Origin of the sequence: Synechococcus sp. RS9916 (assembly GCF_000153825.1) — a bacterium.
In the GTDB taxonomy this organism is placed as follows: Bacteria; Cyanobacteriota; Cyanobacteriia; order PCC-6307; family Cyanobiaceae; genus Synechococcus_C.
In genome coordinates this window covers 725,468-740,614 of sequence record NZ_DS022299.1, presented here as the reverse complement: position 1 = coordinate 740,614, position 15,147 = coordinate 725,468, and the positions used below count along the sequence as shown (strand labels likewise).

The 15,147-nt window shown below is 57.8% G+C and carries 11 protein-coding genes; 3 read left to right on the top strand and 8 right to left on the bottom strand.

What is annotated here, in order from left to right; genetic code table 11:
* Window positions 1-3: 3 nt before the first annotated feature.
* Entirely contained in the window at window positions 4-1,548 is a 1,545-nt protein-coding gene (metG, locus tag RS9916_RS03995) for a methionine--tRNA ligase (protein ID WP_007097961.1), read from the bottom strand.
* Window positions 1,549-1,675: 127 nt separating this feature from the next.
* On the opposite strand from metG, the gene RS9916_RS03990 reads away from it, so the two are divergent.
* Window positions 1,676-3,490 carry an FAD-dependent oxidoreductase gene (locus RS9916_RS03990; protein WP_007097960.1) on the top strand — a complete coding sequence of 605 codons (1,815 nt, stop codon included), beginning with the start codon at window positions 1,676-1,678 and terminating at the stop codon, window positions 3,488-3,490.
* Here the strand turns inward: RS9916_RS03990 and RS9916_RS03985 are convergent.
* The 3 genes from RS9916_RS03985 to rpmG all read right to left on the bottom strand — a co-directional run bounded on the left by RS9916_RS03985 (window position 3,471) and on the right by rpmG (window position 5,959).
* A complete protein-coding gene (locus RS9916_RS03985; RefSeq protein WP_232199522.1) occupies window positions 3,471-5,105 on the bottom strand; it encodes a ribonuclease catalytic domain-containing protein in 1,635 nt (544 codons plus the stop codon). The genes RS9916_RS03990 and RS9916_RS03985 overlap by 20 nt on opposite strands.
* A gap of 399 nt (window positions 5,106-5,504) precedes the next feature.
* Window positions 5,505-5,726 carry a 30S ribosomal protein S18 gene (gene rpsR, locus RS9916_RS03980; RefSeq protein WP_007097958.1) on the bottom strand — a complete coding sequence of 74 codons (222 nt, stop codon included), beginning with the start codon at window positions 5,724-5,726 and terminating at the stop codon, window positions 5,505-5,507.
* Between the two features lie 38 nt (window positions 5,727-5,764).
* The gene (gene rpmG, locus RS9916_RS03975; RefSeq protein ID WP_006851071.1) at window positions 5,765-5,959 is read right to left on the bottom strand and encodes a 50S ribosomal protein L33; all 195 of its coding nucleotides are present in this window, start codon (window positions 5,957-5,959) and stop codon (window positions 5,765-5,767) included.
* A gap of 141 nt (window positions 5,960-6,100) precedes the next feature.
* Here rpmG and pheT point away from each other — a divergent pair, with 141 nt between their 5' ends.
* Window positions 6,101-8,572 (top strand): phenylalanine--tRNA ligase subunit beta, encoded by a 2,472-nt coding sequence (gene pheT, locus RS9916_RS03970; protein ID WP_038023232.1) that lies wholly within the window; start codon window positions 6,101-6,103, stop codon window positions 8,570-8,572.
* 4 nt (window positions 8,573-8,576) lie between these two features.
* Here pheT and rlmD read toward each other — a convergent pair whose 3' ends face one another.
* Window positions 8,577-9,953 carry a 23S rRNA (uracil(1939)-C(5))-methyltransferase RlmD gene (rlmD, locus tag RS9916_RS03965; protein WP_007097956.1) on the bottom strand — a complete coding sequence of 459 codons (1,377 nt, stop codon included), beginning with the start codon at window positions 9,951-9,953 and terminating at the stop codon, window positions 8,577-8,579.
* Between the two features lie 80 nt (window positions 9,954-10,033).
* Between rlmD and RS9916_RS03960 the strand changes: the two genes are divergently transcribed.
* Window positions 10,034-10,528 (top strand): allophycocyanin subunit alpha-B, encoded by a 495-nt coding sequence (locus RS9916_RS03960; protein WP_007097955.1) that lies wholly within the window; start codon window positions 10,034-10,036, stop codon window positions 10,526-10,528.
* Between the two features lie 896 nt (window positions 10,529-11,424).
* On the opposite strand, the gene RS9916_RS03955 is transcribed toward RS9916_RS03960, so the two are convergent.
* From RS9916_RS03955 to RS9916_RS03940, 3 genes are all read right to left on the bottom strand, one after another.
* Window positions 11,425-12,495 carry a hypothetical protein gene (locus RS9916_RS03955; RefSeq protein WP_007097954.1) on the bottom strand — a complete coding sequence of 357 codons (1,071 nt, stop codon included), beginning with the start codon at window positions 12,493-12,495 and terminating at the stop codon, window positions 11,425-11,427.
* Between the two features lie 25 nt (window positions 12,496-12,520).
* Window positions 12,521-14,050 (bottom strand): DUF3370 domain-containing protein, encoded by a 1,530-nt coding sequence (locus RS9916_RS03950; protein ID WP_156777600.1) that lies wholly within the window; start codon window positions 14,048-14,050, stop codon window positions 12,521-12,523.
* Window positions 14,051-14,477: 427 nt separating this feature from the next.
* Entirely contained in the window at window positions 14,478-15,140 is a 663-nt protein-coding gene (locus RS9916_RS03940) for a sigma-70 family RNA polymerase sigma factor (RefSeq protein ID WP_038023223.1), read from the bottom strand.
* Window positions 15,141-15,147: the final 7 nt, after the last annotated feature.

Below are 15,147 nucleotides of genomic sequence, written 5' to 3'. Positions count from 1 at the left end.
TGGTCAAAGCGGTGACTCCAGTTCGAGACGTTGCATCACCGGATTGGGCTTAGGCAGAGGCTGTTCACTGGGAAGTTTCCCCCAGATCAACGCGTCATGCCATTGCTCTGGCATCGTGTGCTGGCCGAGTTGATTGAGGATCCGCTCACTCAGATCCGGCACCAGTGGATTGAGCAGTAATCCCACAATCCGGCAACATTCGAGCACTGCATAGAGATCGGAACCAACAGCGTCTTCCTGACCTGGCTGTTTCATCAGGCTCCAAGGGGCTCGTTCATTGAGGTAGCCGTTGGCCTGAATGGCCAGCTGCAAGACGGCTTCTGAAGCCCGTTGGAAGGCCATGTCTGGCATCGCATCACGCACCTGGCCGATGGCTGCTTCGGCGTGTTGACGCAAGGGATGATCTGTCGCAATGGCCGTTCCTGCCTGAGGAACGGCATCTCCAAACCACTTGCGCGCCATCGAGGCCGTGCGGTTGAGCAGGTTGCCGATCGTATTGGCCAGATCGTTGTTGACCAGATCACTGAAACGCTGTTGCTGGAAGTCGCCGTCGTCGCCGAACTGGATGTCGCGGAGCAAGTACCAACGCACCGCATCAGTTCCACAGCGCTCGAGCAGCAACTCGGGATCGAGCACGTTGCCTAACGATTTACCCATCTTCTGGCCTTCTCGGGTCAGAAATCCATGGCCAAAGACGCGCGCTGGAACCGGCAGTCCAGCCGACATCAGCATCGCCGGCCAATACACCGCATGGAAACGCAGGATGTCTTTGCCGATGACATGCATCTGAGCGGGCCAGCCGACGCTGGCGAGGCGATCAAGATCAACCGTGCCGCCGTCATCGAGCAACGCTGTTAGATAGCCGAGCAGTGCGTCAAACCAGACATAGAAGGTGTGGCCTGGATGGCCAGGAACTGGCAGTCCCCATGACACGTTGACGCGTGAGATCGAGAAATCCCTCAAGCCCCCAGCAACAAAGTTCTGGATTTCCTTGCGCCGATTCGCTGGAGCAATGAAATCAGGCTGGCTGATCAGCTGTTCAATCTTGTCCTGGAAATTGGAGAGGCAGAAAAACAGGTTCTCCTCATCACGCCATTCCAGGGCTTTCTGGTGAATAGGGCAGTAGGGGTCCTTCGCTTCAGGAGGCTCATCCTTGAATTCCTCACAGCCAACGCAGTACCAACCGGTTTGCCGGCCAATGCGAATGTCGCCGTTGGCTTCACATCGTTTGAAAAATGCCTCGACTAATGGCAGGTGGCGCTCTTCTGTGGTGCGAACGAAGCGATCGTTGCTGATTCCCCAGTCCGACCAGAGCGAGATGTAGCGCTTCGTGATGGCGTCGCAATGCTCCTGCGGTGTGACGCCACGGTCTGCAGCGGTGCGCTGAATCTTTTGACCATGTTCATCAACCCCGGTGATGAACACCACGTCATTGCCCTCCAGCCGTTGAAAGCGGGCCAGAGCATCACAAGCCAGCGTGGTGTAGGTGCTGCCGAGATGGGGTTTGTCGTTGACGTAATAGAGAGGGGTCGTGAGGCTGTAGGTCATCTCTCCGACGTCTGCTCCGTGCAATGCCCTGCACTCTGTGGTGCGGGCTGATGGGGCTGGATCCTAGGGCGCTCCCTTGCTGAGATCCGATCCAGCTGCGAATCTCCACTCGGGACGGGCTTGGTTCGTGAACGGCAACGTGGAGAACACGGATGTGGTGGTCTGGGGTGGAGGCACCGGAGGGGTGGCTGCTGCCATCCAGGCGTCCCGTTCAGGCGCTCGAACCCTTCTGCTCACACCAGGCACCTGGCTCGGGGGGATGGTGAGTGCAGCAGGGGTGTGTTGCCCCGATGGCAACGAACTCTCTCCATGGCAGACCGGTCTCTGGGGAGCGTTTCTCAGAGAATTGGAACAGACCGAACCCAGCGGTCTCGATCACAACTGGGTGAGTTGTTTTGGCTATCGCCCCAGCAGCGCTGAGGCGATCCTGCAACGGTGGGTGCGTGCCGAGTCGAAGCTGCTTTGGTGGCCCGACTGTCGTCTGTTGGCGGTGGACCGTGACGGATCGCAGATCACGGCGTTGCGCATTGCGGTGGCAGCCGAACAGCGACGCGTGAGCTGCCAGGTGGTCATCGATGGCAGTGATCGCGGCGATCTTTTGCCCATGGCCAATGCGGCTTTTCGCTTCGGATGGGAATCACAGGAGCATTGGGGTGAACCCAGTGCCCCCCTCCAACAACGACTCGACAACGAGCCCTTTTTCCGTGCACACCCGGTGCAGTCACCCACCTGGGTTGTGATGGGGCAGCTGCAGAGCGATCAACTGCAGGCCGGTCAGGTGCGTGAGCTTGATCCCTCAAGCAAGCCCCAGTTACCGGGTCTTTTTGAGCGGGCCACTGACGCTTTTGGTCTCGAGCGCACCCTCACCTACGGGCGTCTTCCTGGTGGCTTGGTGATGCTCAACTGGCCTTTGCACGGCAATGACTGGCACTGGGGGCTGGAGCGGGGCTTCGCTGACGATCCCAGCAAGGAGTCAGAGCTGGCTGTTGAAATGCAAGAGCACAGCCTGCGCTTTGCTGAGGCCATGCATGACGCCAGTGATGGCTGGCTGACGCTCGGTCATGCGTTTGCGCCCGAGTCGGGCAGCCCTGCTGCTTGGCTGGCGGCCATGCCCTACTGGAGGGAAGGTCGACGGATGGTTGGCCTCACCACGGTGATCGAGCAGGACCTGCTGCCGATCCATGAGGGACAGGCTGTTGCGCCCTTGCCTTTGTCGCCATCGGGGGCGTTGCAATCGATCGCGGTTGGCAACTATGCCAATGATCACCACTACCCCGATGACGACTGGCCTCTAGCGCCTAAGAGCTGCCGCTGGGGTGGTCGCTGGACCGGGACACCCTTCTGCGTTCCTTACGACGCGTTGGTGAGTGAAAGCATCAGCAACTTGTTGGCGGCTGATAAAGCGATCAGCACCAGCCATATGGCCAACGGTGCCACCAGGCTTCAACCCCTGGTCATGAATGTCGGCCAGGCCTCGGGCTTGGCAGCTGCCCTGTCTGTACAGCGTGGATGTTCCCCTGCTGTGTTGCCGGTGCGTGAACTTCAGGAAGCCTTGATCGGCGATAGTCGCGCACCCTCGGCGGTCGCACCGCTTTGGAACACGCCTTGGCATCATCCGCAGTGGCGCCAGCGACAGCTTGACTCTCTCGACCGCCCCCTCGCCCTTGTGGAATCGGATTTAGAGATCAAGGATTCGACTTCTGTCGCAGTCCCCCCATGTGGCCATAGTCCTCTGGCTCAGACCTGGACTGGGAGAGTTGAAGTTGATCGCGATGACACGATCGCTCTTCACTGCTCCAACGGCCAAATCTGGCCCTTGATCACGCTCGAGCCGGTTGTGCACCGGTGGATGCGTCAATTGGAGTGCAGTCAAAACATGGAACTGATTGCCACGGCAAATCCTTGGGGCCCCTGGTTGCGCGTCAGTGGGCTTGCAGTCTGAGTTGATCGCGAATCGGATCCACCTCAAGCACGTGCAACTGAAGTTGATCACCCGGCTCACTGCCCGGCGGGCATTCAGCAGCGAGGTCGAGGGCCAAGGCGTCGATGCGAATCAAGCCAAGGCGATCCTGGGGGCGCAGCCAGCGCAGGAAGTCAGCCTGCCACTGCTGATCACGATGGTGCTCAAACCAGACCTGCTGCCAATGGCGTTGGTCTTCGCGGCTGATGCCAATGCCTTCCCGAGTGGCGAGATCAACGCTGCCAACAAGCTCCTGAAGCTCCTCTTCACTGAGTTGGGGGCTTCCGGCTTGGTGCGCCTGAATCTGACGCTGCACGATCAGATCGCAGTAGCGGCGGATGGGGGACGTGGCCTGCACATAGGCAGGTAGCCCGAGACTGAAATGGGACGCTGGCTTGGTTCCCATCAGTCCGCGGCTGAGGCAACGTTTGATTGCGGCAAAGCGAACGGCACCATCCGGCAGTTCACTCAACTGTGCAGGGGAGGGCAGGTCCGCTGGTAGCTGGCTGCGGTAGGGCAGCGGCAAGCCATGATCCACGCCGTATTGGGCGGTGACCGCGCCAGTGAGGATCATGGCCTCTGCCACCATCAGTCGCGATACGGAAGGCTCGGTGATCTCCAGACTTAGATCACCGTCGCGGCAACGGATTCGCCCCTCGGGAAGATCCATCAGAAGGGCTCCGTTGCGTTCACGCCACAGCTTGCGGCGCCGAAGCAATTGATCGAGATCGGCGAGATCAGCTTCCTCCGGCGGGGCCAGATCGATCAATTCGTCCGCATCGTCATAGCTGAGTTTGTAGAGCGGCTTGACCCAACTGCGGGTGATCCCGTATGCAGCGATTGCACCCTCCTCATTCAGCTCAACCCAGGTGCTCCAGGCCGCACTCTTGTGACCCGCCCGGAGACTGAAAGGGCCCGTTGAGAGCACGTCAGGAAACATCGGCTGATTCCCGCGAGCGAGATAAAGACTGCTGCCCCGGGCGGCGGCTTCTTGATCCAAAGTCGAGCCTGGCTGGATCAATCGGCCTGGGTCGGCAATGTGGATCCAGATGCGCTTCGATCCGTCTGGTTTGCGCTCTAACGAGAGCGCGTCATCAATGTCGCGGGTCTCACTGTCATCGATGGTGACGCAATGAAGATGGCAAAGATCGATGCGTCTCTCATCACCAGGTTGCGAGGATTGGCTTGCATTCAGCAGGTTTTCTGCCTCCTGCAACTGCTCGGTCGAGAAGCCGCTCGACCAGCGACTCCCCTGCATCGCAGGAAGTTGATGGGGATCAGCAGCGCCGTTTGTCACCAAGGTGCGGTGGAGTTCAGTGGGATCGAGATCGAGTTTGAGTTCCTTCAGTACGCAGCGACAGCCCTCATCGATGTCCCGAAGGGGAATGGCTCCAGCAGCCAGAGCCTGAAGCTGTTCAATCCAAAGGCTTACCTGTGGATCCAAGCGATCGATGGAAGTCACGGAGTCTTGCTGCAGCCAACGCTGCAGCTCTTCACGTCGTTTGGATTCCAGAGCCTGACGCCATTGGTCTTGACGTAGGCGTTTGAGATCTTGCTGGCTGCGCGCTTGCACTGCTCCTTGGCGAAAGCGGTACATCCATTGAGGTTGATGCAAGGCCAACCAACAGGCAGCGCTCTCCTGGGGTCCGGCAGCCCCGCACACCAATTCAACAAAAGCCGATAGCTCAAGGGTCTCATCTGCTTCTAAGAGCAAGACCCAGGCTGCGCCCCATTCGCGACGTGTGGGACGAGCGGAATTAAGCGTTTCGGGCGTGATCAGCCAAGGAAAAACCCCCAGCTTCTGAGGCGGTGTTTCGCCGGAAGCCAGGGGGGTGATGAGCTCGAGGTGACGCTTCGACGTCAGCTGTTGTTTGGCATGGAATCCAACCCGAAGGCGAATCTTGCCTCCGTTGATGGATTCGATGACTGCGAGCTGAGGCTCACGCGCTTCAAGCAGACCGACAAGATCGCCGGGATGAAACGCGTCAGCCAGGGATCAGCCCTCGGGATTAACGAAGGGAAGCATGGCAACGATGCGTGCACGCTTCACCGCATTGGTGAGGTCTCGCTGCTGCTTGGCGGTAAGGCCTGTGAGACGACGGGGAAGGATCTTGCCGCGTTCGGTGATGAACTTCTTGAGCAGATCCACATCCTTGTAATCGATGGGATCGCCAGGTTTGATCGGCGAAAGACGCTTCTTGAAGAAAGAGCTGGACATAATTCAGAACGACTGGGAAGAGGTGTGGACCTGCAAGGTCACTTGATCTCCTTATGGAGAGTCGACTTGTTGCAGTGAGGACAGAACTTCTTGATCTCCAGCCGTTCGGTGGTGTTCCGGCGATTCTTCTCGGTGGTGTAACGGGACACACCGGGAGAGCGCTTGGCGGGATTGGACCGGCATTCGGTGCACTCGAGAGTGATCACGATCCGGACGCCCTTGTTCTTGGCCATAAAGGACGTTGCGCCGCAGTTGCGTAGCGAAGTGACAGCTAACGATCTTACAGATCGATGTGCCCCTCCCCCTCGCATTTTTGTGTTGCGGACATGGTGGATGGAGGCTTCGTAAGATTTCCAGCTTCCAGCCTCGATTTCATGCGGGTTTCCCTCTCCTGGCTACAGGATCTCGTTCAAGTGAATGAGCCCGCTGATCAACTCGCAGAACGGCTCTCAATGGCCGGCTTTGAGGTTGAGGAGATTGATGATCTGAGTCGTCTGGCCCAAGGCGTCGTGGTGGGGCATGTGCTCGAGCGCGACAAGCACCCTGACGCCGACAAGCTCAGCGTTTGCAAGGTCGATGTGGGTGCTGGGGAAGCACTCCAGATCGTTTGCGGTGCCAGCAATGTGCGCGCAGGGATTCATGTGCCTGTGGCCATGGTTGGTGCTGTCTTGCCAGCAGTCGGCCTGACGATCAAGGCCGGTCAGCTGCGCGGGGTGGCCAGTGAAGGGATGATCTGTTCCCTGGCAGAGCTGGGCCAGTCCACCGATGTGGATGGCATTGCCATCCTCGAAGACCTGCTCGACAGCGTCCCTGCTCCCGGAACTCCTGCAGCACCAGCCCTTGGGCTCGATGACACCGTGCTGGAGCTGGCGATCACCGCCAATCGACCGGACGGACTGTCGATGACGGGCATCGCCAGAGAAGTGTCCGCTCTGACCGGAGCAGCGTTGCAGCTGCCTTTGCTCACTCCTCCAGCGGTCACCGCCGAACTGACAACGGATCCAGCCAGTGCTGATCGCATGAAGTCGGGTGGTGTTTACGGAATCACCGAAATCAGAGATGTCGATAGCAGCAAGCCATCGCCGATTTGGTTGCAACGCCGTCTCGATCGCGCCGGCATGAACAGCGTCAACACCGTGGTGGATCTGACCAATCTGGTGATGCTGGAGCAGGGGCAACCTCTCCATGCTTTCGATGCTGATGTGCTCGATCAGCTCTGCGGCGGGGACGTGACAGCCAAGGATTTCGGTCTGCGGAACGCCAAAGACGGTGAAACCTTCCAAGCCCTTGATGGCCGTGAACTCACCCTCGATTCACGGGCGCAGCTTGTGACCTGCCGTGATCTGCCCATCGCCTTGTCTGGCGTGATGGGCAGTGAAGCCAGTGGAGTGACGACATCCACCAAGCGCGTGTGGCTGGAATCAGCCTTGTTCAGCCCAACTGCGGTGCGCAACACCAGCCGCAGTGCCGGTTCTCGCACTGAAGCCAGCACCCGATACGAAAAAGGTCTGCCCCGCGAGATCACCCTGCTGTCCGCGCAGCGGGCCATCGCACTGATTACTGAGCATCTGGGCGGTACAGCTGATCAGACCTTCGTGTGTGCCAAACCGTTCGAGGCACCTGCAGCCATTGCGCTCCGTCGTTCGGCGTTGCATCAATTGCTTGGGCCGCTGAGCACCGATGCAGGTCCTGAGGACCTTGACGATGCCGAAATTGGACGCTGCCTGACCGCTCTTGGTTGTGACTTGACCGCCACAGAGGATGGCTGGTCGGTGACGGTGCCACCCTCCCGCAGCTGCGATCTGACCCGAGAAGTGGATCTGATCGAGGAGGTCGCCCGTTTGATCGGTTTCGACCGCTTTGAATCCCATCTTCCAGACCCCTTAGAGCCAGGCCAGCTTTCCGCGAGTCAACGGGCTGAGCGTCAGCTTCGCAATCTCTTCTGTGGTGCCGGACTGCAGGAAGTCACGAGCTTGTCATTGACGTCTGCAGAACCTGAGGCCAATCCCGTCGGAGCGGAACAGCCGGAAGCGCGCATTGCCATCAGCAATCCCCTGCTGGCCGAAACAAGCCACCTCCGAGCGAGCCTGTGGGAAGAGCATTTGCGCGTCTGTCAACGCAATCTTCAGGCGTCTCAGAACGGTTGCTGGTTGTTTGAGATCGGCAATGTGTTCGCTCTGGATGGTGAAGCCATCACCCAATCCGCTCAGTTGTCTGGAGTGATCTGCGGTGAACGCCGGCTCGAACGTTGGACCACAAGTGGTAAACCTTCGCTCCCGGATTACTACGCAGCACGTGGTGCACTGACCCGCATCTTCAAGGCGCTGAAGCTGGAAGTGCTTGATCGCCCGCTCAACACTGATGGCCGTCTACATCCGGGGCGCAGTGCTGAATTGGTGCTGGAGGGGAGACCACTTGGATGTTTCGGGCAACTGCATCCCTTGCTCGCAGAGCAGTTTGATCTTCCTGATGAGACCTATCTGTTCGACCTGGATCTTCAACGACTGTTGGACGCTGCAACACGCACCAACCGCTGGACACCAGCGTTCAAACCATTCGCCACGGTGCCAGCAATGGAACGGGACCTGGCTGTTGTCGTCCCGCGCACGCAACGCAGTGCTGATTTGCTCCAGGCCATCCGAAAAGCGGGCAAACCATTGCTTGAAAGCGTTGAATTGATTGATCGCTTCGAAGGTGGCCAGCTTGCAGACGATCAGTGCAGCCAAGCCTTCCGCATTCGTTACCGCGGGAAGGACAGCACGCTCACCGATGACCAGTTGCAGCCGGTGCACGAGAAAGTGCGGCAAGCATTGGCGAAGCAGTTCAAGGCCGAATTGCGCAGCTGATCAGTCAGCTGCGTTTCATCAGCACAAGGCTCTCCAAATGAGTGGTTTGAGGGAAGAAATCCACGGGATGGATGCCCTCAACCTCATAGGGGCCTTGAGGCACGCACAACCGTTTCAGATCGCGAGACAAGGTGGCTGGGTCACAGCTGAGGTAGGCCATCCATCGGGGAGGGCATTCGAGTATCTGATCAACCACATCCGCATCAAGCCCCTTGCGTGGTGGATCCACCACGAGGGCCTCATGGCTTGGTAACGCATCAGCCAACAGGGCTTTGACATCTCCTGCCTTGAAGCGAACCTGCTCAAGACGGTTGCGTGCTGCGTTTAGGCGCCCCTGATCCACTGATGCCTTGTGGAGTTCAAGCCCCAACACCTGATGTCCCTGTGCCGCTAATGGAAGGGCAATGGTGCCGATACCGCAGTAAGCATCAATCACCGTTGTGGTTCCAGCACGATCCAACAGCCATTGGCTCAGGTGTTTGACGGCGGCTTCAGCCTGAAGGGTGTTGATCTGGAAGAAGGTCGTGGTGCCGAGCATTAACGACACATCAGCAAATCGCTCTTCAATTTGCCCTTCACCTGAAAGCAACTGCGTGTCATCGCCAAGAACGCGGTTGTTGCGTTGGGGCTGCAGGTTCAGGGTCACGCCACGCACCTCTGACCAGCGTTCACACCACTGCTTCGCTAGCGCATGCAAACCAGGCAAATCAGCGGTGCTGCTGACCAGTGTGATCAGGACTTCTCCGGTTCGGGCCCCGAGACGAAGGCCGAGATGACGCAATCCTTCGCCGCTGTGCAGATCTGCATCAGCAGGCCATTCAGAGGCCTGAAGATCGTGCTTGATCGGTTCCAGTAGGGCATCGAGGCGGGGGTCGAGAACCGGGCAGTGGTTGAGGTTGACGATGCGGTGGGAGCCTCGCCGGTAGTAGCCCATCCGGAGTTTCCCTTCAGCATCGCGATGCAGAGGGATCAATGCCCTGTTGCGGTACCCCAGAGGCTTGGCATCACTCTTGAGCAGTGCGCCCACCGGTGCCTCGATTCCTCCGATGCGTGACAGCGCTTTCTGCAGCTGCTGCTGCTTCCATGCGGTCTGACTGGCGTCGGCCAAGTGCTGAAGCGTGCAGCCACCGCAATCCTTGGCCAGGATGCAAGGTGGTTTTCGGGAATCGGTGGCCGGGAGTAGTGACTCGGTCTTGCGAGCAATCCAGAGGGATCGTTTGCGCTGTTGGAGTTGGACTCGAGCCACTTCGCCGGGTAGGAGACCGGGCACGGAAATCACCCATGTCTGCCAGCGGCCGATCCCGTTTCCCCGGAGGTCGAGATCTTCACCGGTCACGGTGATCATCAAGCCTGGAGCGGGATCAGAGGGGACGTTGGCCATTGCAAAGGCGTTACACCCAAGCCGCCTCGAGCGGTTTCAGGGCTTGAGCGCACTAAAGTCACCTCAGCATGCCAGCCGTCATGAGCGTCGTTCGTGATCTGATTCTTCAAGCCGATGACGATCTCCGCTACCCCACAAGCGGTGAATTGCGCTCCATGGTTGATTACCTCGACCAAGGCGGCATTCGTCTCTCAATCGTTCGCGTTCTGACAGATAACGAGAAGAAGATTGTTGATGAGTCTGCGAAGCAGCTCTTCAGTCGTAAACCTGAATATGTGGCGCCTGGCGGGAATGCATATGGTCAGAAGCAACGTGCTCAGTGCTTGCGTGATTACAGCTGGTACCTCCGCCTCGTGACCTACGGCGTCCTCGCCGGTAGCACCGAGATGATTCAAAACATCGGTCTTGTCGGTGCCCGTGAGATGTACAACAGCCTCGGCGTTCCGATGCCCGGCATGGTTGAAGCCATGAAGTCAATGCGCGAAGCCTCCTTAGGTCTGCTTTCTGATGACCAACAAACGTTGGCCGCACCTTATTTCGACTTCTTGATTCAGGGCATGCAGACCTCAACCTGATCTCTTTCAGCAAGGTTTACCGAGCGGTGCAAAGCACCGGCTTTATCCGGCGCGATATCGATTGTCCAATTCACGAATTTCATTAGTGACGCATGATAAGACTTGCAACCTGTCTTATCCGCGACTTGTGAGATTCCCTTCTGATTCAATGAAGGCCTGCGTTGGGCCAGCCTTAGGACTCCGTTTTCTTGGCTGATGAATGCGGCTTCGAGTGCCTATCAGTGCTCGCAGGTCTTGGGTAAGACTTTTTGCAAGACCAGGAAAGAGACCAACTTGAGTCAGCTGCGCACAGGTTTCGCATTCGCTCTCGGCACCTCGAGCTCGGGTTCCAGGCCAGGGCTGGATCGATCGACTGAAAGCCGGAAAGGCAAAAACCTTTGAGATTCAGCCTGCGTATCTGTGTCTACAGCAGGTACGCGGGTTCCTAAAAATCAGTCATTCCAATACTTTTGCCTGGACGAGCCAGATGGTGGACATGGACAAGCTGCTTGATGGACATGCCTTTTAAGGCTTGCGGATGGGGCTAGGTCGCATCGGCGGCAATTGCGATCAAGACTCAGGCTGGACTGCCCTAACAACAGCGGTGCAAATAGAAATAGCAAAAAAAGTGATTTTGAGGCAATCGTTGACCACGCCTCAATTCAGCGCCTTAGGGGGCAGAGGTGATTTAGCAAGACTCTCCCTTTGGTGTCTCGTATGTGGCTACTCATGAGACTAGATATGCGTCTCATCCAAGACAAGGGAAAGGCAAGCCCTCGGCGGTTGAGGAGGGAGTCACTCCCAACTCTCCGCCTTCTATTGGGATGGCGCGCTTGAAGCAGGGCGCGATGGAGCGCAACAGACGCTTTTGAGACTTGCTACGGGACTCGTTAAGTGTCTCATTAGAGACAAGTGGGTTATGCAGTTTTCTGGCGATAGAGCTCCCGCAGCATTTGGTAGGCCTCGTTGAGCCGGCGCATTTCCTCGGTCGAACCACCCGCATCGGGATGGGTTTCGAGTGCTTGTTGCTTGTAGGCCTCACGGATCGCCTTCAGCGTCAGGGAAGCGCCTGCAGTCGTTGGAAGGTGGAGTAATTTCAACGCGCCATGCACGGTCATGGTGGATTCAAGGGTCTGGAACGAGGTCACCTTGCGGCTGCGCTTAAACCGATTCACAAACCGACGAATCAAGGTGGGAATGCGGTGGACCAACTCCGACGATGCAAAAGGATCCTCCAGCACCCCCGCGACAACAATGACCTGATCGAAGCGTGGGGTTGATTCGAGCCATCCAGGACTGATGTGTTCAAAAATCCGTCGTGTTTGGGACCAGGTGAACGTGCGCCCTTCAGTGCCATCAGCATGGGGCCAAATGTCCCGGCCAAGCCAAGTCATCGCCGCCTCGAGCACCGTGTCACCGGCAGGCTTTCCGTAGAGATTCAACCAATGCTCGGATGTGGCGTCTGCACTCTCGCGAAGGATTTGACTGTCAACGGCAGGCAGCAAAGGCGCATCAACGGTGAGGTCGGGTTCAGCCGGTTGGCGGAGGCTGTCGCGGATTTCGTTGGTGCGTTTACGCACAAAGCCCGGGAGATCGATGCCGCCTTGATTGGAGCTGATCGGTTTAACCCTCGGCTGAGGTGGATCAGCGAAATCGGGTTCGTTGGCAAGATCCAGGTCTCGTCGACCGATCAGCACCAGGGCCCGGTCTTCGTTGAAACGCGACTGTTGCTCTTGGTCTTGCTCTGCAGTACCACCAATCCCACCAGGCGCATCGGCATCCTCAATCGGATCCTGCTGCGTATCAGCAAGGGAATGATCATCCTCCAACCCCTCATCGCTCTTGAAGATCTCTTCCAGCAGACGGGTCAGGCAGTCGCCACGGGCCCTTAGCCCCCATTCATCCTTGAGAGCGTCCAGGCGTGTGACCAGTGATTCGGGAAGTTCGACACTGATTCTTCGCCGATCCTTGGACTCTGACGCTGCCACGTCTACCTACTCTTGCGGGCCAAGCCTATCGGCCCTGCATGCGCTGAAGCCACTCCTGTTGGACCCGAATTGCTTCGCGATAACGCTGCTCCAACGTGGCATTAATGCGTCCGGGCATGATCATGGCCGGCGGCATCGCACTGGCACCACGACGTGGTGTAGCCAGCATTGGCCTCACAGTTGGTTGGGCGACAGGCTGCTGTGGTTGAGCAGGAATTCGTTTGATGCTCGGCTTAATCACGGCTGGCTGCGTCGCAGCAGGGCTAATCGGAGACGGTGGGGGCGTCGTGGGTGTGACGTTTCGCTGTTTGGAGGCGGCCAGTGCACGTTCAGCAGCAGCCTGCATCTCCTGCCGGCGTTGCAGCATGGCAAGTTGCTGCACAGGCACGACGCTCAAGAGATGTCCGGGCGTTGCATCGGCTGGATAGACCAGGCTCACTCTGACGCGGTTGTTCTGACCAGGCTTGAGTCGCAAATCGCTGATGGGCAGGCTCTGGCCTGATCGCAGGCCAACATGCACCTCACGGAAGCCCTCATCCGTTTCAATGCGGATTGATCCACGAAACGCCGTGAAGGACGATCGACCTGAAGCGACCGGATGGCTGAACACCAGTTCGTGCGGTCCGAGACCGGAGAGATTCAGATCGAGGTCGTAGCGAACCCCATACGTGCCGACGTTGTTGACGGCGGAATCAATCATCCGCGTGCTCAACGGATTGATTTGAATCTCGCGCGTGCCGAAGTGATGTTTATGCGTGCTCGTTAGTGGGACATGCAGAGGCCCCTGGTTGAGATCGTGCTGAATTGAAGCCTTGTAGTGATCACCAAGGGCTACACCAGCAACCCGTGAAAATACCTTCCCAGTTTCGATTTCGCGAAGACGATTCAGATAAATACGGCCGGGAGCCAATTTTCCCTGGTCAAGGACTGCAATTAAATCCTGTTCGTTTTGTGTTTCCTCTGCTGCAACAACAGCCATCTGGAATTTTCCATTACTGCTGCCGCGCAGCAAGCCATTGGCGATCCCCCGGGCTGGTAAAACCGTGCTTACAACAACTTTGCGACTACGAGGAGGAATCACCACCTGGTCGGGCAGACGACGATCCAATTCACCTCGCAACATCTGAACCGCTGTTGCATCTCCGGGTCCAGTGTTCCAGGGACGCCTGCCAAGGGGCTTCACGCCCATCAATTTATTGGGATGATAAGGCGCTTCAAAGCTGTTTTTCACCGAGCCACGCTTGAATTTCAAGGTGACAGGTTGATTTCCAGGATTGATGGCGATTGCGGCAATCGTCATCAATCCTCTCTGCCGTGAACCCCCAAGGCGACTGGCATCACTGGGATAATACTTATGGTGCATGTGCAGGCCAAATTCACCGTTAAAGGTGAATGCTGCATTGCGCAGGGGCTGGTTATTTTCGCTGGCAATCGCACTGCCTGGTTGTGTGTTCACCAGGATTCCGGCACCCTTCACAATCTCAGGCTGATTGGAATGCAGCACCGGAACATTATTGAATGTTCCGTTCAATGGCCTGGCTCGTTGCCCCGCCATTAGCGGTACATAGGCTGCAGCAGGCTTCAACTCCACAGTCTCAATCGTCGCGACCGAGATGCCGAGCAAGACCAGGAATGGGATTGAACGAGACACGGGAGACTCCTTGATCCGAATTGCGGGACCTGTTCCTCGGAACAAACTGCGCAGCCCTCAAACTTAAACACGTTCCAGATGACTGCCAACTGATGGCGCGGAGCGCGTCCCCATTCGCCAGTATTGAGTGGGTTCTTGTACGTCCATGCTCCCTCCATTTCTCTGTAGCAGCGCCTCAAGTTCTGACTGGCGCAAGCATCACCAGTCGCGAAAGCTTGAGATGCTCCGCTTTTGGCGAGACGGCTTGGAACGCCAGCTGGCTGCGATCAATGCTTCGATCAGCACCCTTGAAGGCCAGATTGCGCGCGACACCAGCTCGGACTGAGGGCCTTCAGGTCAGGAGTCCCTCGTTCCTGCATTGTCTGGACAGGATGCTTAAGGCCGTTTTCACCCTTCGTTGCACGGTCATCGCGCTGGTCCCCAGCGACTGAGCGGTGACCCGCAAACTCTGCCCTTCCAGAACGACGGCTTGAACACAGCGTTGTTCCATGACCGGCAGGCGTTGCCAATACCTCCTTATCGCTTGGTCTCGTTCCTCGACTGCGATCTCGCTGGCTGTCCAGCCATCGATTGTGGGGATGGTTTGTCGTTCGCTTTCGCTCAGCGGTTGCCATCCGCCACGTTGGCGGTAGTCCTCGACAAGCTGCAGGTCTGAGGGGCTGACCTGGTGTTGAAGGAACTGTGCGGTTTGGCCCTGCTGCTTGAGCAACCTCTGAGCACGCTCTTGAACGCGTCGAGGCAGACGCACTAAACCAACGCTGTCGCGGAGGTAGTGAAGGATCGCCCCACGGATGTGGGGCCTGGCAAAAGCACTGAAGGGAACCTGAAAAGCGTTTTGGTAGAGGCCTGCAGCCTTGATCAGTCCGAGCCGCCCCACTTGAATCAGATCATCCTTGTCTTGTCTGGCGATCCGTGCGTAGTGCAAGGCAATCGGTGTCACCAATTCCAGTGAAGCTCTGACGCGACGATTTCGAGCTGTTGTGAGCCTTTGCATGAGTCCT

What these genes read in the sequence shown, in the direction of transcription:
- metG (WP_007097961.1), bottom strand. Translation starts at nt 1,548, where the DNA reads ATGACCTACAGCCTCACGACCCCTCTCTATTACGTCAACGACAAACCC.
- RS9916_RS03985 (WP_232199522.1), bottom strand. Translation starts at nt 5,105, where the DNA reads ATGTACCGCTTTCGCCAAGGAGCAGTGCAAGCGCGCAGCCAGCAAGAT.
- rpsR (WP_007097958.1), bottom strand. Translation starts at nt 5,726, where the DNA reads ATGTCCAGCTCTTTCTTCAAGAAGCGTCTTTCGCCGATCAAACCTGGC.
- rpmG (WP_006851071.1), bottom strand. Translation starts at nt 5,959, where the DNA reads ATGGCCAAGAACAAGGGCGTCCGGATCGTGATCACTCTCGAGTGCACC.
- pheT (WP_038023232.1), top strand. Translation starts at nt 6,101, where the DNA reads ATGCGGGTTTCCCTCTCCTGGCTACAGGATCTCGTTCAAGTGAATGAG.
- rlmD (WP_007097956.1), bottom strand. Translation starts at nt 9,953, where the DNA reads ATGGCCAACGTCCCCTCTGATCCCGCTCCAGGCTTGATGATCACCGTG.
- RS9916_RS03960 (WP_007097955.1), top strand. Translation starts at nt 10,034, where the DNA reads ATGAGCGTCGTTCGTGATCTGATTCTTCAAGCCGATGACGATCTCCGC.
- RS9916_RS03950 (WP_156777600.1), bottom strand. Translation starts at nt 14,050, where the DNA reads ATGGCGGGGCAACGAGCCAGGCCATTGAACGGAACATTCAATAATGTT.
- RS9916_RS03940 (WP_038023223.1), bottom strand. Translation starts at nt 15,140, where the DNA reads ATGCAAAGGCTCACAACAGCTCGAAATCGTCGCGTCAGAGCTTCACTG.